Origin of the sequence: Marinobacterium sp. MBR-109 (assembly GCF_040547565.1) — a bacterium.
GTDB lineage: Bacteria > Pseudomonadota > Gammaproteobacteria > Pseudomonadales > Balneatricaceae > Marinobacterium.
Map to the genome: position 1 here is coordinate 250,352 of NZ_JBEPPZ010000001.1, position 24,706 is coordinate 275,057.

18 protein-coding genes are annotated in these 24,706 nt (G+C 57.1%); 3 read left to right on the forward strand and 15 right to left on the reverse strand.

Annotated features, from left to right (window positions below; genetic code table 11):
• Window positions 1-48 precede the first annotated feature (48 nt).
• Window positions 49-1,341 (forward strand): NCS2 family permease, encoded by a 1,293-nt coding sequence (locus tag ABIE60_RS01220; protein ID WP_354467094.1) that lies wholly within the window; start codon window positions 49-51, stop codon window positions 1,339-1,341.
• Window positions 1,342-1,459: 118 nt separating this feature from the next.
• Here the strand turns inward: ABIE60_RS01220 and aceF are convergent, their stop codons facing one another.
• From aceF to pdhR, 3 genes are all read right to left on the reverse strand, one after another.
• The gene (gene aceF, locus ABIE60_RS01225) at window positions 1,460-3,442 is read right to left on the reverse strand and encodes a dihydrolipoyllysine-residue acetyltransferase (protein ID WP_354467096.1); all 1,983 of its coding nucleotides are present in this window, start codon (window positions 3,440-3,442) and stop codon (window positions 1,460-1,462) included.
• Window positions 3,443-3,488: 46 nt separating this feature from the next.
• Window positions 3,489-6,137, reverse strand: a complete 2,649-nt coding sequence (aceE, locus tag ABIE60_RS01230; RefSeq protein ID WP_354467098.1) for a pyruvate dehydrogenase (acetyl-transferring), homodimeric type — start codon at window positions 6,135-6,137, stop codon at window positions 3,489-3,491.
• Between the two features lie 219 nt (window positions 6,138-6,356).
• Window positions 6,357-7,130 carry a pyruvate dehydrogenase complex transcriptional repressor PdhR gene (gene pdhR / locus ABIE60_RS01235; protein ID WP_354467099.1) on the reverse strand — a complete coding sequence of 258 codons (774 nt, stop codon included), beginning with the start codon at window positions 7,128-7,130 and terminating at the stop codon, window positions 6,357-6,359.
• A 179-nt stretch (window positions 7,131-7,309) separates the two neighbouring features.
• Between pdhR and ABIE60_RS01240 the strand changes: the two genes are divergently transcribed.
• Window positions 7,310-10,138: an FAD-binding and (Fe-S)-binding domain-containing protein gene (locus ABIE60_RS01240; protein ID WP_354467100.1), complete on the forward strand. Its 2,829-nt coding sequence runs from the start codon at window positions 7,310-7,312 to the stop codon at window positions 10,136-10,138.
• A 98-nt stretch (window positions 10,139-10,236) separates the two neighbouring features.
• Window positions 10,237-11,130, forward strand: coding sequence for an AEC family transporter (locus ABIE60_RS01245; RefSeq protein ID WP_354467101.1), 894 nt, complete (start codon window positions 10,237-10,239; stop codon window positions 11,128-11,130).
• 64 nt (window positions 11,131-11,194) lie between these two features.
• On the opposite strand, the gene ABIE60_RS01250 is transcribed toward ABIE60_RS01245, so the two are convergent.
• From ABIE60_RS01250 to gyrA, 12 genes are all read right to left on the reverse strand, one after another.
• Entirely contained in the window at window positions 11,195-11,470 is a 276-nt protein-coding gene (locus ABIE60_RS01250) for a ComEA family DNA-binding protein (RefSeq protein ID WP_354467102.1), read from the reverse strand.
• A 121-nt stretch (window positions 11,471-11,591) separates the two neighbouring features.
• Window positions 11,592-12,305 (reverse strand): orotidine-5'-phosphate decarboxylase, encoded by a 714-nt coding sequence (pyrF, locus tag ABIE60_RS01255; protein WP_354467104.1) that lies wholly within the window; start codon window positions 12,303-12,305, stop codon window positions 11,592-11,594.
• A gap of 11 nt (window positions 12,306-12,316) precedes the next feature.
• Window positions 12,317-13,501, reverse strand: a complete 1,185-nt coding sequence (gene lapB / locus ABIE60_RS01260) for a lipopolysaccharide assembly protein LapB (RefSeq protein WP_354467106.1) — start codon at window positions 13,499-13,501, stop codon at window positions 12,317-12,319.
• A 1-nt stretch (window position 13,502) separates the two neighbouring features.
• Window positions 13,503-13,808, reverse strand: a complete 306-nt coding sequence (locus ABIE60_RS01265) for a lipopolysaccharide assembly protein LapA domain-containing protein (protein ID WP_354467108.1) — start codon at window positions 13,806-13,808, stop codon at window positions 13,503-13,505.
• Between the two features lie 39 nt (window positions 13,809-13,847).
• A complete protein-coding gene (locus ABIE60_RS01270; protein ID WP_091825610.1) occupies window positions 13,848-14,144 on the reverse strand; it encodes an integration host factor subunit beta in 297 nt (98 codons plus the stop codon).
• 67 nt (window positions 14,145-14,211) lie between these two features.
• A complete protein-coding gene (gene rpsA, locus ABIE60_RS01275; protein ID WP_354467110.1) occupies window positions 14,212-15,894 on the reverse strand; it encodes a 30S ribosomal protein S1 in 1,683 nt (560 codons plus the stop codon).
• Between the two features lie 28 nt (window positions 15,895-15,922).
• A complete protein-coding gene (gene cmk / locus ABIE60_RS01280; protein ID WP_354467112.1) occupies window positions 15,923-16,615 on the reverse strand; it encodes a (d)CMP kinase in 693 nt (230 codons plus the stop codon).
• Window positions 16,615-18,852, reverse strand: coding sequence for a bifunctional prephenate dehydrogenase/3-phosphoshikimate 1-carboxyvinyltransferase (locus ABIE60_RS01285; RefSeq protein WP_354467114.1), 2,238 nt, complete (start codon window positions 18,850-18,852; stop codon window positions 16,615-16,617). The genes cmk and ABIE60_RS01285 overlap by 1 nt, the downstream gene beginning before the upstream one ends.
• A complete protein-coding gene (gene hisC, locus ABIE60_RS01290) occupies window positions 18,846-19,949 on the reverse strand; it encodes a histidinol-phosphate transaminase (RefSeq protein ID WP_354467115.1) in 1,104 nt (367 codons plus the stop codon). The genes ABIE60_RS01285 and hisC overlap by 7 nt, the downstream gene beginning before the upstream one ends.
• A 27-nt stretch (window positions 19,950-19,976) precedes the next feature.
• Window positions 19,977-20,867 carry a chorismate mutase gene (gene pheA / locus ABIE60_RS01295; RefSeq protein ID WP_354467116.1) on the reverse strand — a complete coding sequence of 297 codons (891 nt, stop codon included), beginning with the start codon at window positions 20,865-20,867 and terminating at the stop codon, window positions 19,977-19,979.
• Window positions 20,868-20,869: 2 nt separating this feature from the next.
• Entirely contained in the window at window positions 20,870-21,952 is a 1,083-nt protein-coding gene (serC, locus tag ABIE60_RS01300; protein WP_354467118.1) for a 3-phosphoserine/phosphohydroxythreonine transaminase, read from the reverse strand.
• Window positions 21,953-21,984: 32 nt separating this feature from the next.
• The gene (gene gyrA, locus ABIE60_RS01305; protein WP_354467119.1) at window positions 21,985-24,627 is read right to left on the reverse strand and encodes a DNA gyrase subunit A; all 2,643 of its coding nucleotides are present in this window, start codon (window positions 24,625-24,627) and stop codon (window positions 21,985-21,987) included.
• Between the last annotated feature and the right edge of the window lie 79 nt (window positions 24,628-24,706).

Below are 24,706 nucleotides of genomic sequence, written 5' to 3' on the forward strand. Positions count from 1 at the left end.
GACTAAGGTAGAATCCTGCCTTTCCCGTAATCTGTGGACATCTCACTCATGCTGGACAGGATATTTAAGCTCAAAGAGCATAACACCTCCATCAAGACTGAAGTCATTGCCGGAATCACGACCTTTCTGACAATGGCCTACATCATTTTTGTTAATCCTTCGATGCTGGCCAGCACCGGGATGGACGCAGGCGCGGTATTTGTTGCCACCTGTCTTGCAGCCGCCATCGGCTGTTTTGTTATGGGCTTTTGGGCCAACTATCCGATTGCACTGGCACCCGGCATGGGTCTGAACGCCTTTTTCAGCTTTACCGTTGTCGGACAGATGGGCTATAGCTGGGAAACGGCGCTGGGAGCCGTATTCATTTCCGGCGTCTGCTTCTTTCTGCTGTCGGTTTTTCGTATTCGAGAGTGGATTATCAACAGCATCCCACTGGCACTGAAAGCCGGCATCGGCGCGGGCATTGGCCTGTTTCTGGGCTTCATCGGCCTCAAGAATGCAGGGATTGTGGTGGACAACCCGGCCACACTGGTCACCATCGGAGACATGGGGCAATGGGGCGCCATCATGGCCTGTATCGGCTTTGTTCTGATTGCCGCCCTCTATTATCGCCAGGTAACCGGGTCGGTGATGATCGGCATTCTGGCCATTACCCTGGTCAGCCTGGTAGCGGGACAGGCGGAATTCAATGGCGTATTTGCCGCACCACCCTCCCTCGCCCCCACCTTTGGCCAGCTGGACATAGCCGGCGCACTCAGCATTGGCCTGATCAGTGTGATATTTTCGTTCCTGTTTGTGGACCTGTTTGATACCTCGGGCACACTGATCGCCGTGGCTCAAAAAGGCAAGCTGCTGACACCGGATGGAAAGCTGCCACGCCTCGGTCGCGCCCTGATGGCTGACTCCACCGCGACCATGGCCGGCTCGGTAATGGGCACTTCGACCACCACCAGCTATGTTGAATCCGGTGCAGGCATCGCGGCCGGCGGGCGCACCGGCCTCACTGCGGTTGTGGTGGGCGCTCTGTTCCTGGCCTGCCTGTTTCTTTCACCGCTGGCAGGCACCATTCCAGCCTACGCCACCGCCCCTGCCCTGCTGTTTGTCGCCGTACTGATGACCCACAGCCTGATCCAGATTGACTGGGACGACATCACCGAGGCCGCGCCCGTTGTCATTGCCGCCGTAAGCATGCCTCTGACGTTCTCCATCACTACCGGCATCGCCTTTGGTCTGATCTCCTACACCGCGATCAAGGCGTTGAGTGGGCGCTTTGAGCAGCTCAACCCCGCACTTTGGATACTCTCCGCCCTGTTCATCGTCAAAATGGCGTTTTACGGCTAGTCGCTCAATCTAAGCCAGCCCCTGCACGCTCAATCCAGCAACAAAAAAGGGGTGAAGATCCTTCGATCTTCACCCCTTTTTATATCGGCTCAGTCAGAGCCTGTAATCAACGTCCCGATCAGAGCACCAGACGACGGATATCGCTCAGCAGTCCGTTCAGGTCGGTCAGGAAGCGACCGGCATCACCACCGTTGATGGCGCGATGGTCGTAGGACAGACACAGCGGCAGCATCAGGCGCGGCTCGAACTCCTTGCCATTCCAGCGCGGCTTGATATCCGCCTTGGAGATACCCAGAATTGCCACCTCAGGCGCATTGACGATCGGCGTGAAGCCATTGCCACCGATACCGCCAAGACTGGAGATGGTGAAACAGGCACCCTGCATCTCGTTCGGCTTCAGCTTGCGATCCTTGGCCTTGCCGGCCAGTTCGGTCGCTTCACGCGCCAGATCGTAGACGCTCTTCTTGTCCGCATCCTTGATCACCGGCACCATCAGACCGTTCGGCGTATCCACCGCAATACCGATGTTGACATACTTCTTGTAGACGATGTGCTCACCATCATGATGCAGCGATGCGTTGAATTTCTGATGACGCTTGAGCGCAATGGCACAGGCCTTGATCATGAACGGCAGCGGGGTCAGCTTGACGCCTTCCTTCGCAGCCGCATCCTTCATCTCCTTGCGGAAGTTTTCCAGCTCGGTGATGTCGGCATCATCGAACTGCGTTACATGAGGAATATTCAGCCAGCAACGCGACATGTTATCGCGCGTAAGCTTCGCAACCTTGCTCAGCTTGACCAGCTCGGTCTCGCCGAATTTGCTGAAATCGACTGCCGGAATGGCCGGAATACCGCTGCCACTGCCCGCAACCGCTGCAGGACCCTTCTCGGACAACTGCTTCATCGCCGATTTGACATAGGCCTGAACATCTTCTTTCAGGATACGTCCCTTGCGACCGGTACCGGATACATTGGCCAGTTCGACACCGAATTCACGCGCCAGCGCACGTACCGCCGGTCCTGCGTGGACCTTGCGGTTTTTCTGTTCAAGAGCGCCCAGATCGACATTCTTATCCGCTGCAGGAGCAGCTGCCTTCGCCGCCGGAGCAGCCGATGCAGCCGCCTTGGGCGCCTCTGCAGCCTTGGCAGGAGCCGCAGCAGGCGCGCCGGCCACCTCCAGCTCGATGATCACATCACCTTCATTGACCTTGTCACCTTCACTGATACTGACGGACTTGACCTTGCCACCCTTGGGAACCGGCACTTCCATCGAAGCCTTGTCGGTTTCCAGTGTGATCAGGCTGTCGCCTTCCGCAATCTCGTCACCGGCCTTAACCAGCACTTCGATCACATCCACGTCTGACGCACCGGACAGATCCGGCACGGTCACCTTCTCCACACCGCCGGGTGCTGCTGCAGGCGCAGGCTCGGCGGCAGACTCAGGGGCGGGTGCTTCCGCCTTCGTCTCAGCCGCCGAGGCTTTTCCTTGGGCAGATTCAGAAGCACCACCACTCACTTCAAGCTCAAGCAGCAGATCGCCTTCATTGACCTGATCACCCTCCTTGATCTTCATGGAAACGACCTTGCCGCCCATTGGCGCCGGCACTTCCATTGAGGCCTTGTCGGTTTCAAGCGTAATCAGACTATCACCTTCAGCGATCTCATCACCGGCCTTGACCAGCACTTCGATCACATCCACGTCCGATGCACCGGACAGATCAGGCACCAGTACCTGCTCAACACGACTGCTTGAGTCAGCAGCCGCCGCCGGCGCATCCGCTTTGGACTCAGCCACCGGCGCCGACTCTTCAGCCTTCGCCGCTGCAGACTCATCAGAGGCCGCCGCCTCAGAGGCACCTTCCGCGTCCGTTTCCAGCTCCAGAATAGCGTCACCCTCATTACAGGTACCGCCCTCTGAAACAACAATTTTCTTCACTACACCCGCGTGGGTGGAGGGCACTTCCATGGAGGCCTTGTCGGTCTCCAGTACGATCAGAGAATCACCCTCGGCGATGGTATCGCCCTCTTTGACACATACTTCGATGATATCAACGTTTTCGCTACCGCCGATATCAGGCACTTTGATGGTAGTGGTAGTCACAATAATTCCTCTCGCTTAACCAGTCAGATGTTCACTCGCCTGCCACTTACAGTGTCCAGGGGGCCGGCTTTTCCGGGTTGATGTTGAACTTCTGAATGGCCTTGGCGACAACCGAGGCCTCCAGCTTGCCCTCTTCCTGCAGTGCTTTCAGCGCCGCAACAGTGACGTAGTAGCGGTTAACCTCAAAGAACTCGCGCAGTTTGCCACGGGTGTCAGAGCGACCGAAACCATCGGTACCCAACACCTTATAACGACGTGGGATGTACTCACGCAGCTGGTCGGCGTACAGACGGATGTAGTCGGTAGAAGCAACGACCGGACCGTCACGCCCTTCCAGGCACGCCTCCACATAGGACTTGCGCGCTTCCTCTTCAGGGTGCAGCAGGTTCCAGCGACTGGCCGCCTGAGCATCGCGGCGCAGTTCATTGATGGAGGTTGTGCTCCATACGTCCGCCTCGACACCAAACTCTTCGCGCAGAATCACGGCCGCCTCGCGCACTTCGCGCAGAATCGAGCCACATCCCATCAGCTGTACCTTGAGATCGGAGTCCTTGCCTTCTTCAAGCAGGTACATACCCTTGATGATGCCCTCTTCGGCACCCTGCGGCATCTCTGGATGCTGATAGTTCTCGTTCAGCGTGGTGATGTAATAGAACCGGTTTTCCTGCTCCTGATACATGCGACGCAGGCCGTCCTGAACGATCACCGCCATCTCATAGCCGTAGGTCGGATCATAGGAGACACAGTTCGGGATCATCTGTGCCATCAGGTGGCTGTGACCATCCTGATGCTGCAGACCTTCACCGTTCAGCGTGGTACGACCGGAGGTGGCGCCAATCAGGAAACCACGCGCCTGAGAATCACCCGCTGCCCAGGCCAGATCCATGATGCGCTGGAAGCCGAACATGGAGTAGAAAATGTAGAACGGCACCATGGTGCAGTTGTTGTTGGCATAGGAGGTGGCTGCCGCAATCCAGGCCGACATGGCACCTGCCTCGTTGATCCCTTCCTGCAGGATCTGACCGCTCTTGGACTCCTTGTAGTACATGATCTGGTCGGAGTCGTGCGGAACGTAGCGCTGACCTTCAGAAGAATAGATCCCGAGCTGACGGAACATGCCTTCCATACCAAAGGTGCGAGCCTCGTCCGGAACGATCGGTACCACACGCTGACCCATGTTCTTGTCCTTGACCAGCGTACTGAGTACACGGTTCAGTGCCATCTGGGTCGACAGGGTTCGCTCTCCGCTGGATTTGAGCTGCCCGGAGAAGACATCAAGCCCGGGAATTTCCAGCTGCTCAAACTCGGTACGACGCGCCGGATAGAAACCGCCAAGCTGCTTGCGGCGCTCCAGCATGTACTTCATTTCAGGCGAGTCAGGCGACGGACGGTAGTACGGCACTTCCTTCAGCTGATCATCCGACAGCGGAATATTGAAGTTATCGCGGAACGCCTTGAGATCTTCCAACGCCACTTTTTTCAGTGAGTGGGTATCATTCTTGGCCTGGCCGGACTGGCCTGTGCCGTAACCCTTGACGGTCTGAGCCAGAATAACGGTAGGCTGACCCTTGTTGTTCATCGCTTCATGATAGGCTGCATACACCTTGTAGGGGTCATGGCCACCACGGTTCAGCTTCATGATCTCGTCATCGGACATGTCCTTCACCAGCTCAAGCAGCTCCGGGTACTTGCCGAAGAAATGCTCGCGAGTGTAGGCACCGCCGTTGGCCTTGTAGTTCTGCAGCTCACCGTCGCAGACTTCATTCATGCGCTTGGTCAGCAGACCGGTGGTATCCCGCTCAAACAGCGGATCCCAGTGGCGTCCCCACAGGACCTTGATCACGTTCCAGCCCGCGCCCTTGAATACGCCTTCAAGCTCCTGCACGATCTTGCCGTTACCGCGTACCGGACCGTCCAGACGCTGCAGGTTACAGTTGATCACGAATACCAGGTTTTCCAGCTCCTCGCGCCCTGCCAGTGAAATGGCGCCCAGGGTTTCCGGCTCATCACACTCACCATCACCCAGGAAGGCCCAAACCTTGCGGTTGCCCCGCTTGACCAGATCACGCGCAGAAAGGTAACGCATCACATGCGCCTGATAGATCGCCTGAATCGGGCCGAGACCCATGGAAACGGTCGGGAACTGCCAGAAGTCCGGCATCAGCCATGGGTGCGGATAGGAGGACAGACCGTTGCCATCCACTTCACGGCGGAAGTTGTCCAGCTGCTCTTCGGTCAGACGGCCTTCAAGGTAGGCTCGCGCATAGATACCCGGTGAGATGTGTCCCTGGAAGAACACCATATCGGATTCGCGATCGCCTTCAGGGCCATGGAAAAAGTAGTTGAAACCGATGTCGTAGAGTGTTGCAGAGGAGGAGAAGCTGGAGATATGACCGCCGAGCGCGTCTTCATTGTCGTTGGCGCGCATGACCATCGCCATTGCATTCCAGCGAATGAAGGAGCGGATGCGTCGCTCCATAAACAGATCACCCGGCATGCGTACTTCATCGCGGGGTGAAATGGTGTTGACGTATGGGGTGTTAAGCGTGGTGGCATCCTGGACGCCGAGCGCCGCAGCTCTGGAACCGAGTTCGCGCATCAGGTAACGCGCACGTTCGTCACCGTCGTTTTTGGCGACGGATTCGAGAGCATCCATCCATTCCTGGGTTTCGATTGGATCGATATCTTCAATCATGTCTCGCACTTTGCCTTCTCCGATCACTTGTAAGCGTGGATGTGCCAAGACCAGCCTGATACTGGCGTGGATTACACGCCGGAGTACCCCGGGCTGTCCCGGTTATTATGATTTTGTGTGTAGTAATACTACAATTACTCCCAGGCACTGTCCAGATAGCGCATTTTCCTAGGCATTAACCCGTATTTCGAGTGGGTTTGATGTAGTATTTTGACAATGTCAAGTTGCATCCTCATGACTCAGATTAGCGCGTCTGAGCGCTCTTTCCAGTCGAGTCTGTTCCCTGCCCCGCTCCAGCAGCACTTCTTCAACATAAGCCAGATGATCATGCGCTGCCTGACGAGCCGCTTCAGGATCCCCTTCCAGTATCGCCTGCAGCAGCAGGTAATGCTGATCATGGATCCGCCCGCGCATGTCATGTTTGGGATAGATCTGCTCAAGGTTGTCCCAGATATGCTGACGCAACAGGGTAAACAGGGCTCGCATCATGTGCAGCAGCACCACGTTATGCGTCGCGGCGGCAATCGCCAGATGAAACTCGACATCCGCGGCCACTTCTCGGTCAAAAGACTTCTGTTCGTGGAACTGTTGCAACTCGTCAAAGCGGGCCTGAATTTCCAGCTTGTCCGCAGCCGTTGAGCGAAGCGCTGCATAGTAGGCACTGACGCCCTCCAGCGCATGACGAAACTCCAGCAGGTCATACTGTGACTCGGGATGGGTTCGGAACAGCTCCAGCAGAGGATCGGACAGGCTGCCGCCAATCTCTTCCGAAACATAAGTGCCGCCACCCTGACGACTGTTCAGCAGCCCACGCGCAGCCAGTTTTTGCATCGCTTCGCGCAGCGAAGGGCGAGACACATCGAACTGTTTGGCCAGCTCTCGTTCCGGTGGCAGGCGCTGCCCCGGCTTGAGCGTACCCTCCAGAATCATCGTTTCGAGCTGCTGCATGATGACATCTGAAATTTTCGGCTGTTTGACTCGCTGATACGACATGACGCGTGGTTAACCCAATAGATAAGTTTATGGCCCAACATAAATTGGCTTGACCAATTATTCAAGCCACCTGTTTTTCACTCTGCCTATTTAATGAGCAATTGACAGCCAACCAGGATCACAATAAAGTCTGAAAAATCACTATGGATAATTGGTCTTACCAATTGAGGCACTTGAACATGCAGGCTCGCTATCAGGCTCTTCTTGACCAGCTCAAAACCTTTATTCCGGAGCAGCGGCTGATCAGCGACCCACTACGGACCCTGGCCTATGGCACTGATGCCAGTTTCTATCGCCTGATTCCACAGCTGGTTGTGCGCGTGGAAAATGAACAGGAAGTCGTCAAACTGATCAGTCTGGCCAATGCCCACGCCCTGCCGCTAACCTTCAGAGCTGCCGGCACCAGCCTGTCAGGACAGGCCGTGACCGATTCCATTCTGGTTCAGCTGGGTGATGGTTGGAGTGGACACAGGATCAACGCCGACGCCAGCGAAATACGTCTGCAACCCGGTGTCATCGGCGCCCATGCCAACCGCTATCTGGCACCCTTCCAGCGCAAGATCGGACCAGACCCCGCTTCCATCAACGCTGCCAAAATTGGCGGAATTGCGGCCAATAACGCCAGCGGCATGTGTTGCGGTACAGCGCAGAACAGTTACCGAACGCTGGCCAGTATGCGCATGATTCTGTCCGATGGCAGCATCCTCGATACCGGAAACCCCGAGTCCGTCGATCAGTTTCGCCAGCAACACCGCTGCATGCTCAACGCGCTTGGATCACTGGCGGAACTGACTCGCTCCAACACATCGCTGCGCCAGAAGATCGAACACAAGTATCGACTCAAGAACACGACCGGCTACTCGCTCAATGCACTGATCGACTTTGGCGATCCGGTCGATATCCTGCAGCACTTGATGATCGGATCCGAGGGAACGCTGGGATTCATTTCCGAGATCACCTACAAAACCGTACCCGAACACCCTTTCAAGGCTTCTGCGCTGGTGTTCTTCAATGATGTGCGTACCACATGCGAGGCCGTTGCACTGCTCAAGGCAACACCGGTCGCCGCTGTCGAGCTGATGGACCGAGCCGGTCTGCGCTCGGTCGAGAACAAACCCGGCATGCCTGACTTCATGCGCGAACTGCCCGATGATGCCGCGGCACTGCTGATTGAAACCCGCGCTGAAACCGCTGCAGTGCTGCAACAGCAAATTGATGTTATCTGCGCCAGCCTGATCCATCTTGAAACTCTGAGACCGGTTGAATTCAGTACAGACCCGGAGGAATGTGCGCGTTACTGGGCGATCCGCAAGGGGCTGTTCCCTGCCGTTGGCGCGGTGCGTGAAACCGGCACGACCGTCATCATTGAGGATGTCGCTTTCCCGGTTGAGCGCCTCGCCGATGCCGTTGCCGACCTGCACCGGCTGTTCCAGCGCTGGGAGTATCCCGAAGCCTTGATTTTTGGCCATGCATTGGAAGGCAATCTGCACTTTGTGTTCACTCAATCCTTCGACACTAAGGAAGCTCTGACACGGTATGAAGGACTGATGGATGATGTAGCAAGGCTGGTAGTCGAAGGTTATGGCGGCTCACTCAAGGCAGAACACGGAACCGGGCGCAACATGGCACCCTATGTCGAGATGGAGTGGGGCAAGGATGCCTACGAGCTGATGTGGGAGCTTAAACAGCTGCTTGATCCCACCGGTATTCTCAATCCCGGTGTCATTCTCAACCGCGATCGACAGGTTCACCTGAAAAACCTAAAACCCCTGCCCGCCGCCAACCCGCTGGTAGACAAGTGCATTGAGTGCGGTTTTTGTGAACCGGTTTGTCCCTCGCGAGACCTGACTCTGACACCGCGCCAGCGTATCGCGGTCTGGCGCGAAATTCAGCGGCTTGAGCGCAGCGGTGATGATGCAGAGCGCCTGCGTCAGCTGAAAAAGGACTACGACTATCAGGGCGACACAACCTGTGCCGCCTGTGGTCTGTGCTCAACCAGCTGTCCGGTCGGTATCAATACCGGTGACCTGACCCGTGAAATCCGTCATTTCCACAATGAATCCCATGAAAATACCGCCGCCTGGATTGCCAGCCACTATGGCGGCGCCATGCGTCTTAGCAAGGCCGCGTTCCGCATCGCCGATACCACCCACCGATTGATCGGCACTTCAGCCATGAGCGGTCTGACGCGCGGCCTGCGCAAGATCAGTGGTAACCGGGTACAGCAGTGGACCCCCGCCATGCCGACCGCGGCCCCCGCTCTCTCCGCTACCCGCGGCAACCACAGTACCGGTGCCACAGGGCGGGTCGTCTATCTGCCCAGCTGCGCCAGCCGTACCATGGGGCCCATGCGTGACGCCGGTGACCCAACCTCACTCGCCGACAAGACCATCGCCCTGCTGGAAAAAGCCGGTTTTGAGGTCATCCTTCCAACTCAGGCTGACGGACTCTGCTGCGGCATGCCCTTTCAATCCAAGGGCATGTTTGCGGCGGCCGAACAGAAGCGCAGCGAACTCAACCGCATTCTGATGAGCCTGACTCGCCAGGGTACCATTCCGGTGTATTCAGACACCAGCCCCTGCTCGTTGCGACTGCAGGAAGGGCTCGACCCGGCTCTGCAGCTATTTGACAGCATCGAGTTTCTGGACCGTTTTGTGCTGCCAAAGCTGGAGATTGAACCGATAGACGGTCCCATTGCACTGCATGTTACCTGCAGCACCACACGGATGGGACTGGCAGAACCCCTGAAACGCATTCTGTCTGCCTGTTGCCGCAACCTGGTGATTCCCGACCAGATAACCTGCTGTGGCTTTGCCGGTGACAAAGGTTTCACAACACCTGAATTGAATGCCTCGGCACTGCGCACCCTGAAAGATTCGGTCGCTCACTGCAGCGAAGGTTACTCTACCAGTCGCACCTGTGAAATTGGCCTCAGCCACCACAGCGGTATCGAGTATCGCTCGCCGGTATATCTACTGGACCAGTGTTCAAGACCAAGGCATACCTGAGTACGCGCGCTGCATCGATGATGGCAAATCCTGTACACTGTGCGGCTCGATCGGGCCGCCTGATCGGTCTCTGGTGTCTGCAGGATTAAGGAAAGGATATGGAGAGTACGGTTTACACACTGCTGGAACGGATCTTTCAGACCGTATTCCCGCTGGTTGCCATTGTCAGCGTGGGCTATTTCTATGCTCGCTGGCGCAATACCGACATGTCGATCGCCAACCGCGTCAATATCGATGTTTTTTGCCCTGCGCTGATCTTTTCGGTCATGTCGGCAAAATCCTTCGACCTTCCGACCTACTCCATGCTGGCCATAGGCGCCGCCGTGGTTGTGCTGGGCTCAGGGCTTCTGCTCCTGCCTGTGTGCCGCCTGCTGGGCGTCAAGGGCAAGACCTTTCTGCCCCCCATGATGTTCAACAACAGCGGCAATCTTGGTATACCGCTGCTGGTACTGGCTTTCGGCGAGCAGGCCCTGCCAGCCGCTGTCGTACTCTTTCTGGTGGAAAACCTGCTGCACTTCACGGTAGGCACCTACATGCTGGATCATCGCACTAACCCGCTGAACGTGCTGCGCATGCCGATGATCATCGCCACCATTGCGGGGCTGATGGTCAGCAGTTTCGATATCACTCTGCCCACTACGGCACAGGTACCCATAGACATGCTGGGCCAGATCGCGATTCCACTGATGCTGTTTGCACTTGGAGTACGCATGACCAGCGTGGACTTTACCCACTGGAAAGTTGGGGTATGGGGGGCCGTACTCGCACCACTGAGCGGCATTGTCGTGGCACTGATGCTATATCCGATACTGAATCTGCCAGCCGAATACTTTGCCTATCTGCTGATCTTCGGCGCCTTGCCACCTGCGGTACTGAACTACATGATCGCGGAGCGTTACAACCAGGAACCACACCTGGTTGCATCCATTGTACTGATTGGCAATATCGGCAGCCTTGTTACTATTCCGGTGGTTCTGGCATTCGTGCTTTAACAGGGTGGAGCGGCAGGCTGTTACGCCTGCCCAGACTTGCTGGTCAGGGAGTGATAGCAAGGTTTCAGCGAGGTTCGATGATAATCTGGGTGCGATTTTTCTCGATCGTAGCCGCGCCAATGCCCTTTACGTCGGCCAGCTGATCAACGCTGACGAACGGGCCATTGGCTTCACGGTAGTCAACAATCGCTTGAGCCTTGGCAGGCCCGACACCGTTGAGAGAGGTTGCTATTTCAGCGGCCGTAGCCACATTGATATCGACCGCTTCAGCGGCCATGGACAGGGGTGAGAACAGGAGCGCACCGACAAGAGCGGCGGCAGACAGCAGGCGTTTGATCATGACTTTCTCCTTGTCATATGGAAGCCAGTCACTCCCTGACCGGCCCTGACACTCTAAGTCCATCACACTGTAATTTCCAACCCTTACAGACCATCCATTGATCCGGGTCAGGATTGAAATATCAGCGTAATGCCGTCAAAACCTCTTCCCGAATCGCGGCAGCAACGGACGAGGGCTCTTGCGCCTGGGTAATCGGTCGGCCAATCACAAGGTAATCACTGCCTGCACCGATCGCCTGAGCCGGTGTCATGACCCGACGCTGATCTCCCTGCTCGGCTGAAGCGGGGCGAATCCCCGGGGTCACCAGCGCAAAATCACCTGCCACAGCAGCCCGAATGGCAGCAACCTCCTGCGCCGAACAAACAACTCCGTCCAGACCGCTGCTGTGCGTCAGTTTGGCCAAGCGCACCACCTGTTCCAGCGGATCAATATCCAGCCCGATCTCGGCCAGATCCCCCTGCTCCATACTGGTCAGAACGGTGACCGCGATCAGCAGAGTATTGGCCCCATTAACCTTGTCCAGCGCCTCACGCGAGGCCTCCATCATGCGTCGGCCACCCGAAGCATGTACATTAACCATCCACACACCCAGTTCGGCTGCCGCCTGTACGGCACGCGCCGTTGTATTGGGGATATCGTGAAACTTCAGATCAAGAAACACATCAAAGCCAAGCTGCTGCAGCGCTTCCACGATGGATGGACCGCAACGTGTGAACAACTCCTTACCCACCTTGACGCGGCATAGTGCCGGATCAAGCTGTTGCGCCATCTGCAGCGCAGCCGCCCGGTCGGGATAATCAAGGGCCACGATGATTCTATTGGTATCGAGGGTCATGCTCTTCTCTCTTATTCGCCTTCCAGTCCCTGGATCGGCCGCGTGCTACTCCACTGCTTGCAGGAAGGACACTGCCAATGCAGTGTACGACCGGCAAAACCGCAGTGATTACATTGATAAACGGGTTTACTCTGTTCCAGCTGACCGGTCAGGCCGCGCAATACTGTCAAACTCTGTCGTGCACTGCTGGAACCGTACTCAATATGCATATCGATCAGGCGGTTGAAGCCCTTTATCGATGGACGCTTTTTCAGCTCTTCTGTCAGAAAGACGCCAGCCGCAAACACGTCTTTCTGGCTGCGAATGCGATCGGCCAATGCAATGATGACACTCGCAGAAGGTGCCTTGCTGAGACAGGCACGCAGATAGCCTTCAAACTCTGCCAGCGAACCCAGCTCGCTATAGCAGCGCTGCAACAACGGTATTGTCTCCGAGACCAGCAACACATCCTGCTCAAGCACCTGCTTGAGACTCTTGATCGCATGTCGCCAGCGTCCTGCCGCAATTTGAAGCTTCGCGCGGATCAGACTGGCTCTGGCACAGTTCGGGTCATACAGCAGGGCCTGACGCAGGAAGCGTTCCGCGTCGGCGTCACCCTGCGGTGACACACGCTGAGCCAGCTCACAGCAGTAATGCGCCAGCTCATGCCGAATTTCACGCAACTCCTGAGTCTGAAGCTGGCTGGCGGTATCCAGTGCCTGTTGCCATTCACCTTCTTTTTCGTACAGCTTGATCAAAAGCGTTTGCGCCTTGCGCCGCATCTCTTGACCGCCAGCCTGGCGGATAATATCCGACAGCAGGTTTTCAGCCCGATCAAGCAGACCTATTGCGTCGTAGTCGCGCGCCAGCGCCATCTGGATACGTAAAAAGTCCTGCTGACTCAGGTCGGGCCGCGCCAGGAGCTTTTGATGAATGCCTATAGCACGTTCAACATCGCCCTTGCGCCGAAACAGTTTCGCCAGGGTCAGGTGTGCCGGAATGGTATCGGAGTTGATTTCAAGCGCACGAATGAAGCTCTCGATCGCCTCATCGGTTTTTTCATTGATTAGATAATCCAGGCCGATGAAGTACTCACGACTCAGATTAACCTTGCGTTCCTGCTCAAGCTTCGCTGAACGGCTTTGGGACCGTCCCAGCCACCAGCCAGCCCCCACTGCCAGAAACAGGGGAACAATAAGCAGATAATCCGCACTCATTTCAGGTACTGTCTTTCAGACCAGCCGTACGCAACTGATCGAGTTCCTTACGGAAGGCAACCACCTTGCGTTGGGAAGAGTGAAGCCGCGTTTTAAGGGACAGGATAGTAAGAATGCTCAGCAGAATACCGCACAGCGCCCCCAGCACAAAGGTCGCAATCAGCCAGAGCGACAAACTTGCCTGTGGCAACTGGAAGAACACCAGATCGATTGTCACCTGATCGGTGTTGTGAATGGTGAACAGAATGCCGACACCGATAACGATCAGCCCCAGCACAATGGTAATCAGGTTTTTAAGCCAGTTCACTCGTAATTCCTCTGCGTTGTACCGCCCCGGTACAAGAGATCAATAGCCGGTCTTGAGTCCTTCATTAACCTGATCTCTCAGCTCCTTGCCAGGCTTGAAATGGGGAACATGTTTGGCAGGCAAGGGTACCGCTTCACCGGTTTTCGGGTTTCGCCCCATTCGCGGCGCCCGGTAGTGTAACGAGAAGCTGCCAAAACCGCGAATCTCGATGCGCTCCCCGGTCGAAAGTGCATCGGTCATGTGATCCAGCATGGTTTTCACTGCCAGTTCCACATCTTTCACGGACAACTCAGGATGCGCGTCTATCAATCGCTCGATCAACTCAGACTTGGTCATAACACCTCCGGTTGAGACCAGGTTCCGCACCCGGCCCCGGGTGCGGAGTCGAACTTGAGCCGCTGGCTCAGGAGTCCTGTTTTTTCATCTGTTCCTTGATCAGGTCGCCGATGGTCTTCGGACCTGCGTCCTCAACCGGTTGCTCCTGAACGGACTTCATCGCCTGACGGGTCTGTTCCTGTTCCAGCTGACGTACCGACAGGTTCAGTGTGCGGTTACGGCGATCGACACTCTGAACCGCCGCTTCGAGCTGATCGCCGGGCTTGAGCTCGGTGGTCAGGTCAGCGATATGATCATGTGACAGCTCAGCGACCTTAAGCACACCTTCAACGCCTTCGGCCAGCTCAACCACGGCCTGACGCGGCGTTACCTCACGAATGGTGCCGCTGACACGGCTGCCTTTCGGGTGCTGATCGGCATACTCGGTGAAAGGATCGGAGTCGAGCTGCTTGATCCCCAGCGCGATACGCTCACGCTCCGGATCAATGGACAGCACAACGGCTTCCACTTCATCACCCTTGTTGTATGCCTTCATCGCTTCTTCGCCCGGCAGATCCCAGGACAGATCGGAGAGATGCACCAGACCGTCAATACCGCCATCCAGCCCGATGAAAACGCCAAAATCAGTGATGGAACGCACTCGTCCCTTGAGCCGGTCACCCTTGGCAAACTGACTGGAGAATGCCTCCCAGGGATTCGGCTGGCACTGCTTCATGCCCAGCGATATGCGTCGACGCTGCTGATCGATATCGAGGATCATCACCTCGATCTCCTCCCCTACCTGAACCGCCTTGGAGGGATGGATATTCTTGTTGGTCCAGTCCATTTCAGACACATGCACCAGGCCTTCGACACCGGTACTGATCTCCGCAAAGCAGCCGTAATCGGTCAAGTTGGTGACCCGAGCCTTGACCTTGCTGCCAATGGTGTACTCCTTGGTCAACTGGTTCCAGGGGTCCTCCTGCAACTGTTTCAGACCCAGCGATACGCGCTTGCGCTCGGGGTCGTATTTAAGCACCTTCACATCGATTTCATCGCCGACGTTGAGCACTTCGCTCGGATGTTTGACTCGCTTCCAGGCGATATCGGTGATATGCAGCAGGCCATCGATACCACCCAGATCGATAAAGGCACCGTAATCGGTGAGGTTCTTGACGATCCCCTTGACCACCAGGCCCTCTTCCATTTTCTCCAGCAGCTTTTCACGCTCCTTGCTGTAAACCTCCTCCAGCACGGCACGGCGCGATACCACCAGATTGTTGCTGCGCTGATCCAGCTTGACGATGCGGAACTCCAGCTCCTGACCTTCAAGGTGTGAGGTATCACGCAGCGGGCGAATGTCCACCAGGGAACCCGGCAGGAAGGCGTTGAGGCCATTGACCTCAACCGTGAGGCCGCCACGCACACGACCAACAATATGACCATGCACACTTTCGCCTGCCTCGTAGGCCTGCTCCAGCACTCCCCAGGATTCGGCACGCTTGGCACGCTCACGCGACAGGACAGTCGAGCCAAAGCCATCTTCCAGTGCTTCAAGGGCAACACGTACCTCGTCACCCACCTTCAGATCGACTTCTCCCTTGTCATTACGGAACTGTTCCAGAGGGATAACCCCCTCGGACTTAAGCCCGGCATTGACGATCACAAAGTCATTCTCAATCGCCACAACAGTGCCGGTTACAATGGAACCCGGCGCCATATCCAGCTCTTTCAGACTCTCTTCGAACAGCTCCGCAAAACTTTCGCTCATTACTGATCCTTCCCAGGTTTCGGCTACATCAACGTAGGCCTCTGTGTCTTGCCTCATCCAATACGGCTTGTAACACCTCATTAATGCTCATCAAGGTGGAATCCAGTATCACCGCATCCGGCGCCGGCTTAAGGGGCGCAACTGCACGATTCATGTCGCGTGCGTCACGCGCCTTTATATCGTTCAATATATCATCAAGGCTAGCACCGGGTTCCTTGCTAATCAACTGCTTATAACGTCGTTGTGCACGCTCTTCAGCACTGGCGTCAAGGTATATTTTCAAACCGGCCTGCGGGAAGACCACCGTGCCCATGTCGCGGCCATCAGCCACCAGCCCCGGCGCGAGCGCAAAGTCACGCTGCCGGCTCAACAAAGCCTCGCGCACAGGCCCCAGAGCGGCCACTACCGAAGCGTCCTCACCTACCCGCTCGTTACGGATGGCGTGAGTCACCTCTTCACCTTCAAGAATAATCTGAGTCTCGCCCCCATCAGTCGCCTTGAAACGCACATCAAGGTGCGCTGCCAGTACTTCCAGCGCCTCCACATCATCCAGCTCAACCCCGTGGTGACGGGCAGCCAGAGCGGTCACGCGATACAGCGCACCACTGTCCAGCAGGTGCCAGCCCAGCTCTCGTGCCAGCAGCTGGCAGATTGTTCCCTTGCCTGACCCGCTGGGGCCATCAACCGTAATGACGGCAACCTGTTTATCCTGGCTGGACATCAGTCCTCCTCCTTATGCACATTCAGACCCAGTCTTTGCATCAACTCGATCAGATCGGGGCATGCTGCCAGCAGGCAGCCTCCTCCGCCAATTTTGAGTGTATTCTCGCCACAGAGCCCGGCCGCCAGTGCCGCCATGGCGACCCGAATCTGCCCCTGCAACATGATCTCGCCACCCTCGATACAACCACCGATGACCTCGATTCGATCGTTATCCAGTTCAAGCTGCACACCCAGCTGCTGCAACAGCTGAGCGGTTTGTGCCACCGGGTCTTCCTCCTTGTGGCGCAATCCGTCCAGTCCGGTAAACCGGCTACGCCCCACTGCACAGGCTGCAGCGACCAACAGCAGAGGCACCTCGTCGCTGGCGGTGGCAAGATCTGACAGATCCACTGTCACCGCAGACAGCGGCTGCCCCGCCCTGACATGAATATCCGCCACCGGCTCTCCTGCCTGCAGGCGCTGCTCAGACAGCGTAATGGCAGCCCCCATGCGTTCAAGCACACGCAGTGCACCTGATCGACTGGGGTTGACGCCTACTCCCTTGAGCAACAGGTCAGCCCCCGGCCTGAGGCTGGCCACCAGCATGAACAATGTCGCCCAGGACAGGTCTCGCGGCACCTCAATAGGCGCCGCACGCAGCGACTCAGCAGGTTTGAGACAGACCTCTCCTGCATCACTGCTCACGTCCACCCCCAGCGCCGACAGCATGCGTTCGGTGTGATCACGGGTTGCCACCGGCTCAACCACTCGGGTTTCACCTTCCGCCCACAACCCTGCCAGCAGCAGGGCCGATTTAACCTGTGCACTGGGCATCGGCAGGGTATAGCGAATACCCCGCAGCCTGCGTCCACCTTTTATTCTCAGTGGCGGGCAGCCTGCATCACCGGTTTCAATATCCGCCCCCATCAGGCGCAGCGGCTCTGCCACGCGCGACATATTGCGACGGCTCAGGGACTCATCACCGAACAGTTCGGTATCAAACGGCTGAGCGACCAGCACACCAGCCAAAAGGCGCATCGAGGTTGCCGAATGCCCCAGGTAGAGCGGCCCGGGTGGTGGCTTGAGACCCTGCAGGCCAACACCGTAGATTCTTACCTTGCCCTGGTGCGGACCTTCAATCACCACCCCCATGTCACGCATTGCCTGCAGAGTCGCCAGACTGTCTTCACTTTCAAGAAAGCCGCAGATATCCGTTACGCCATCGGAGATGGCGGCAAGAATAATCGCCCGGTGCGAGACCGATTTATCGCCCGGCAGGACCAGCTCGCCCACCAGCGCACCATCACTGCTGACACGCAAGGTTACACCAGCCGCATGATCATTCGATGAATAGGCCGATCCCGTCAGCAACCGGGTGAAGTGATCACGCGCCGCCTTGGCCCGCGTGAAGATCCCCAACATTGCCTGACTGTCGCCGGTGTCGATGGCACTGCGCAGGCGAGCCAGCCCGGTGGTATAGCGGTCGATCTGCGCCAGCACTGCACTTCGATTGGCAATACAGATGTCATGCCACATGGTTGGGTCGCTGGCAGCGATGCGCGTAAAGTCACGAAACCCGCCTGCGGCATAGCGGAAAATGTCCAGATTCTCTTCTTCGCGTGCCAGCGTATCGACCAGCGAAAAGGCCAGCAGGTGAGGCAGGTGACTGGTTGCAGCCAGCACTTCATCATGCCGCTCAACCTCCATCTGCAGCACTTCGGCACCCACCGCCTGCCACAGCCGTGCCAACTCAAGCGTGGCATTGGGGTCAGTCTCGGGCAGCGGTGTCAGAATCACCTTATGCCGCTCGAACAGGTCAGCATCAGCGGCACGCACACCGCTTTTCTCGGCACCGGCAATGGGGTGTCCGGGAATAAAGGTCGGTGGCAGTTGCCCGAACAGGCGACGGGCGGCCGCTACCAGACTCCCTTTTGTACTGCCCACATCCGTCACCAGTGTGCGCACGCGCAGCCAGGGGCGGATCTGTTCCAGCACACTTTCCATCGCCTTGACTGGAACGGCCAGCACGATCAGATCAGCCGCTGACACTTCCGCTTCAAGGTCAGTGGCAACACGATCAATGACCCCCAGCTCGAGCCCCAGTCGGCACTCTTCCTCACTGCGATCGGCACCCGCGATTTCACGAACACAGGAGCGAATCTTCAGTGCCTTGGCAAAAGAGCCACCTATCAGCCCCAAACCGATGATCAGCACTCTGTCGAGCTGGTATTGCGACTTGCCCGAGTAGTTCAGCACGCCAGCACCTGTTTGAGCGCCCGCAGGAACCGGTCGTTTTCGTCTGTCAGACCGATACTGATACGCAGATGCTGAGGCATCCGGTATCCGCCCAGCGGCCGCACGATCACCCCTTCATGCAGCAATGCCTGGAACAGAGGCTGGGCCGGGCGTGCCATATCAGCGGTGATGAAATTTCCGAATGAGGGGATATAACCAACCCCCAACTGTTTCAGCCCCTGCTCAAGCTGAGCCATTCCTCTGCGATTGAGCTCGACACTGCGGGCCAGATAATCGCTGTCATTCAGAACCGCTTCAGCGGCGGCCAGCGCCAGATGGGATACATTGAACGGTTGTCGTACCCTGTTAAGCAGATCGGTTATCACCGCACTGGCAGCTGCAAAACCGACACGCAGGCCGGCAAGCCCCCAGGCCTTTGAAAACGTGCGAGTTACCACCAGATTCGGGAAACGCGGCAGCAATTTCAGGCCATCCGGAAAGTCTCCGGCCTCAACATATTCCGTATAGGCTTCATCCAGTACAACGATGACATTCTCCGGCACGGCTGCCAGAAATGCTGTCAGCTCGTCACGCATCAAGGCGGTACCGGTCGGGTTATTCGGGTTGGCAATGAAGATCAGGCGGGTGCGCTCTGTAATGGCTTCGGCCATCGCCTGAAGGTTGTGGCCATAATCACGAGCGGGCGTGATAACCGCTCTGGCACTGCAGGCCTGAGTCACGATGGGGTACACCGCAAAGGCGTATTCAGAGAAGATCACCACATCTCCGGGTTGAAGAAAGGCGCGTGCAATCAGCTCCAGCACATCATTGGAGCCGTTACCCAGCGTCAGCTGTTCCGGCATCAGCCCATAATGTCGATGCAAAGCCGCCTTGAGACGAAAGCCGTTACTGTCTGGGTAGCGGGTGGTTTCAGCCAGCGCTTTCTGCACCGCTTCAAGCGCATGCACACTGGGTCCCAGCGGGTTCTCGTTGCTGGCAAGCTTGATGATATCGTGTATCCCCAGCTCACGCTCCAGCTCCTCAACCGGCTTGCCTGCTTCGTAGGGGTGCAACCCCTGTACTCCAGGTGTCGCCAGCGCCATAAAATCACATGACATCCCTTGGCATCCTTATACTGTATGAACTCAGAGCACCGCTTTCGGGTAGGATCCGAGAAATTTCACCTCGATATCGAGGCCATCCAGTTCCGCCAACAATTCGATAATTGCGGGGTCTTCACGGTGACCTTCGAAATCAATATAGAACAGCATTTTCCAGTCGTGCTCACCGCTGCTGCGCGTTTCAAGACGCGTCAGGCTGATACTGCGTCGATGGAAAGGCGACAGCAGATCGTGCAGCACGCCCGGCTCATCACGGCAGATAAGCAGCAGTGAAGTTTTGTCATCACCGCTGGGACCAATCGCTTCGCGACCCACGACAAGAAATCGGGGGCAACGATCGGTTGCCTGCGCAGCCGCTTCCGGGGCCAGCTCCACCTCACCACAGATGTAGAGACCAAAGCGGCGAAACAGATCCAGTGTATGCCGTATCAAACCGGCATTTTCACTCTCGATGGGGACAACCGCATAATGAGCGCTGCCCTGCTCAACTTCACTGAACACCTGCTCAAGGCTCGGCAACGCCTGACAATGAACAGCCTGACCAAAATGCTTCTGCGCTGCCTGCTGCGTAAAGGTTCCCTCTGGGCCGAGAAACACTGCACGTATCGGCTGCTCAAGCGCGAGGCATACCGACATGATCTCGCGAAACAGGCGTGCAACGGCCTGATCGGGCAATGGCCCCTCGTTGCGTGCCATTACGGCTCGCAACACCTGCGCCTCACGTTCAGGTCGGTAAAATACCGGTGTCTCGCTCCCTTCGCGGTAGCGCTCCTTCACTTCAGCCACGCCCTGTGCGAGCCGGGCGCGATCATTCAGCAGCTGGTGGATCTGACGATCTACCGTATCGATGCGATCACGCAACACCCGCAGCTCTGCTTCCTGCGCATCTGCCGCCCCCTTGTCAGTCGCCTTCATACTCAGGCCTGCTCTTTTTCGAACCGCTGCATGAAGTCGATCAACGCATCCACCGCCGCTTCTGGTACCGCGTTATAGATGCTCGCCCGCATGCCACCAACGGAACGATGCCCCTGAAGGTTGAGCATTCCTTCCGCCTCTGCCAGCTCCAGGAAACGTTTTTCCAGCGCGGCATCGGCCAGCGTGAACGGTACATTCATAATGGAGCGGTTATTGATCGCCACCGGATTGCCGTAGAAATCGCTGGCATCAATGGCCGCATAAAGCTTGGCGGCCTTGCGGCGGTTCAACTCGGCCATCGCCTCCACACCGCCCTGGCGCTTGAGCCACTGGAATACCAGCCCGGCCAGATACCAGCCAAAGGTCGGCGGCGTGTTGTTCATGGAGTCGGCGTCAGCGTGGATCTTGTAATCGTACATGCTTGGCGTACCGGCCAGAGTCTGGCCGATCAGGTCTTCACGCACGATCACCACCGTCAGGCCGGCAGGACCAATATTCTTCTGTGCGCCGGCGTAGATCAGACCAAAGCGGCTGACATCCACCGGGACAGACAGAATATCGGAGGACATATCGGCCACCAGTGCCACATCGCCGCTGTCGGGAATATAGTCAAACTCGACACCACCAATGGTTTCGTTGGTGGTGTAATGCAGATAGGCCGCCCCAGGCGTCAGCTGGAGTTCTGACTGCGCCGGCGCTGAGGTGTAGTTATTGCCTGCGGTGCTGGCAGCCACATTCACCTGCGCATAGCGCCGGGCTTCCTTGATTGCCTTGCCGGACCAGATACCGGTATCGATATAGTCCGCGCAGCTCGCACCACGCAGCAGGTTCATCGGCACCATGGCAAACTGGGCCGTTGCACCACCCTGCAGGAACAGCACCTTGTAGTTGGCCGGGATGCCCATCAGGTCGCGCAGATCCTGCTCGGCCTGAGCCGCAACGCCAACATACTCGTCACTGCGATGGCTCATTTCCATAATGGAAAGTCCCTGGCCGTGCCAGTCCAGCAGTTCAGCCTGTGCCTGTTGCAGCACCTCTTCCGGCAGGGCTGAAGGCCCTGCACTGAAATTGTATTTACGTGTCATTTCAGCTTCGAATTCCAGTTATATAAAGGGATTCAGGCATCACTGCCGGTGTCGTCAGCCGGAGCGTCCTGCGCATCATCCGCGGCAGATTCCGGCACTTCAGTGCGTGCTTCGGCACTCTCCTCTGCAGCCTCAAGAGCCTCTTCATCCGGCTCTTCGATACGGGCGATACCCACCAGAGCCTCTTCATCAGCCAATCGAATCAGCATCACACCCTGAGTATTGCGGCCCAGACTGGAGATCTCACTGCTACGTGTCCGTACCAGGGTTCCGCGGTTGCTGATCAGCATCACATCGTCCCCCTCAAACACCTGTACCGCACCGGCCAGCTGGCCATTACGTTCGGTACACTGCATGGCGATCACACCCTGACCACCACGGCCTCGCAGCGGGAATTCGTCCACGCGGGTTTTCTTGCCGTAGCCGTGTTCAGAGGCGGTCAACACCTCACCTCCAGCCTGTGGCACCATCAGGGCGATGACCTGCACATCATCATCCATGCGTACACCGCGTACACCGCGTGCCGTACGGCCCATGGCACGCACATCATTCTCGTTGAAACGGATCGCCTTGCCTGCGCTGGTCACCAGCATCACATCATCCTGACCACTGGTCAGAGATGCACCAATCAGGCGGTCACCTTCAACAATATCCAGCGCAATCAAACCGGTACTGCGCGGACGTGAGAAGGCATCCAGCGGAGTCTTTTTCACGGTACCGTTGGCAGTGGCCATGAAAATGAAGCGGTCGGGGTCAAACGCCTGCACCGGCAGAATGGTGCTGATCCATTCGTTTTCGGCCAGTGGCAGGATATTGACCACAGGACGACCACGGGAGGCACGACTCGCGGGCGGAATCTCGTACACCTTGAGCCAGTACACCTTGCCCATGTTGGTGAAGCAGAGAATGGTGTCGTGGGTATTGGCAATCAGCAGGTGCTCGATGAAGTCTTCATCCTTCATTGCCGTCGCCGATTTGCCTTTGCCGCCACGGCGCTGGGCCTGATAGTCAGTCAGCGGCTGAGTCTTGGCGTAACCGGCATGAGAGATGGTTACCACCATATCCTCTTCGGTGATCAGATCCGCCACGGTCAGATCCTGCATGGAGGCCTGAATCTCGGTACGGCGCTCATCGGCATACTCTGCCACCAGCGTTTCCAGCTCTTCGCGGATCACTTCCATAAGGCGCTCATAAGAGCCCAGGATATGCAGCAGCTCGGCGATCTTGTCCAGCAGCTCGCGATATTCAGCGATCAGCTTCTCGTGCTCAAGCCCGGTCAGACGGTGCAGGCGCAGATCCAGGATTGCCTGAGCCTGAACCGGCGACAGATAGTAGCGACCGTCGCGCATGCCATACTGAGGCTCAAGGTCTTCAGGCCGGCAAGCGGTTTCACCGGCACGCTCCAGCATGTCGGTCACGTTACCCGGCACCCAGGCGGTTGCGATCAGGCGCTCTTTCGCCTCGGCAGGCGAGGGAGACTGCTTGATCAGTTCGATGACCGGATCGATATTGGCCAGCGCAATCGCCAGACCTTCCAGTACATGGCCACGTTCACGCGCCTTGCGCAGCTCAAAAATGGTACGACGGGTCACCACTTCACGGCGATGACGCACGAAGCATTGAAGAATCGTTTTAAGATCCAGAATCTTCGGCTGGCCATCGACCAGCGCCACCATGTTAATCCCGAACACACTTTGCAGCTGAGTTTGGGCAAACAGGTTGTTGATGATCACCTCGGCCACTTCGCCGCGGCGCAACTCAATCACGATGCGCATGCCGTCCTTGTCGGACTCGTCACGCAGCTCGCTGATCCCCTCGATTTTCTTCTCTTTAACCAGATCGGCGATTTTCTCGATCAAACGTGCCTTGTTGAGCTGATACGGGATCTCAGTGATCACCAGCATCGGCCGGCCGTTTTTGGGATGGTCTTCGATATGATGGCGTGCCCGCACATAGATGCGGCCACGGCCAGTACGGTAGGCCTGCAGGATACCGGCTCGACCATTGATAATGCCGCCGGTGGGGAAATCAGGCCCCGGAATGAATTCCATCAGCTCATCGATGCTGATATCCGGATTATTGATCAACTCCAGGCAGCCCTTGACGATTTCGCCCAGGTTATGCGGCGGGATGTTGGTGGCCATGCCCACGGCAATACCGGACGAGCCGTTCACCAGCAGGTTGGGAACCCGCGTCGGCAGTACGGCCGGGATACGCTCCGTACCGTCATAGTTGTCGACGAAATCAACGGTTTCCTTTTCCAGATCGGCCAACAGCTCATGGGAGATCTTGGCCATGCGGATTTCGGTATAACGCATGGCGGCAGCCGAGTCACCGTCGACGGAACCAAAGTTGCCCTGACCATCTACCAGCATGTAACGCATGGAGAAGTTCTGCGCCATACGCACGATAGTGTCGTATACCGCACTGTCACCATGAGGGTGGTACTTACCGATTACATCACCCACCACACGGGCAGACTTTTTGTAAGGCTTGTTCCAGTCGTTGTTCAGTTCGTTCATGGCGAAGAGTACACGCCGATGAACCGGTTTAAGGCCGTCACGCACATCCGGCAGAGCACGCCCGACGATGACGCTCATGGCATAATCGAGATAGGACTGTTTCAGCTCATCTTCGATGTTGACTGGCAGAACTTCTTTGGCTAAATCACCCATTCGCTCAGCTTTCCTTGATCCGGTACCTGGGCACACCCTGATGGCGCGCTTTCAAACCGCGGGAGTATACCACAGCTGA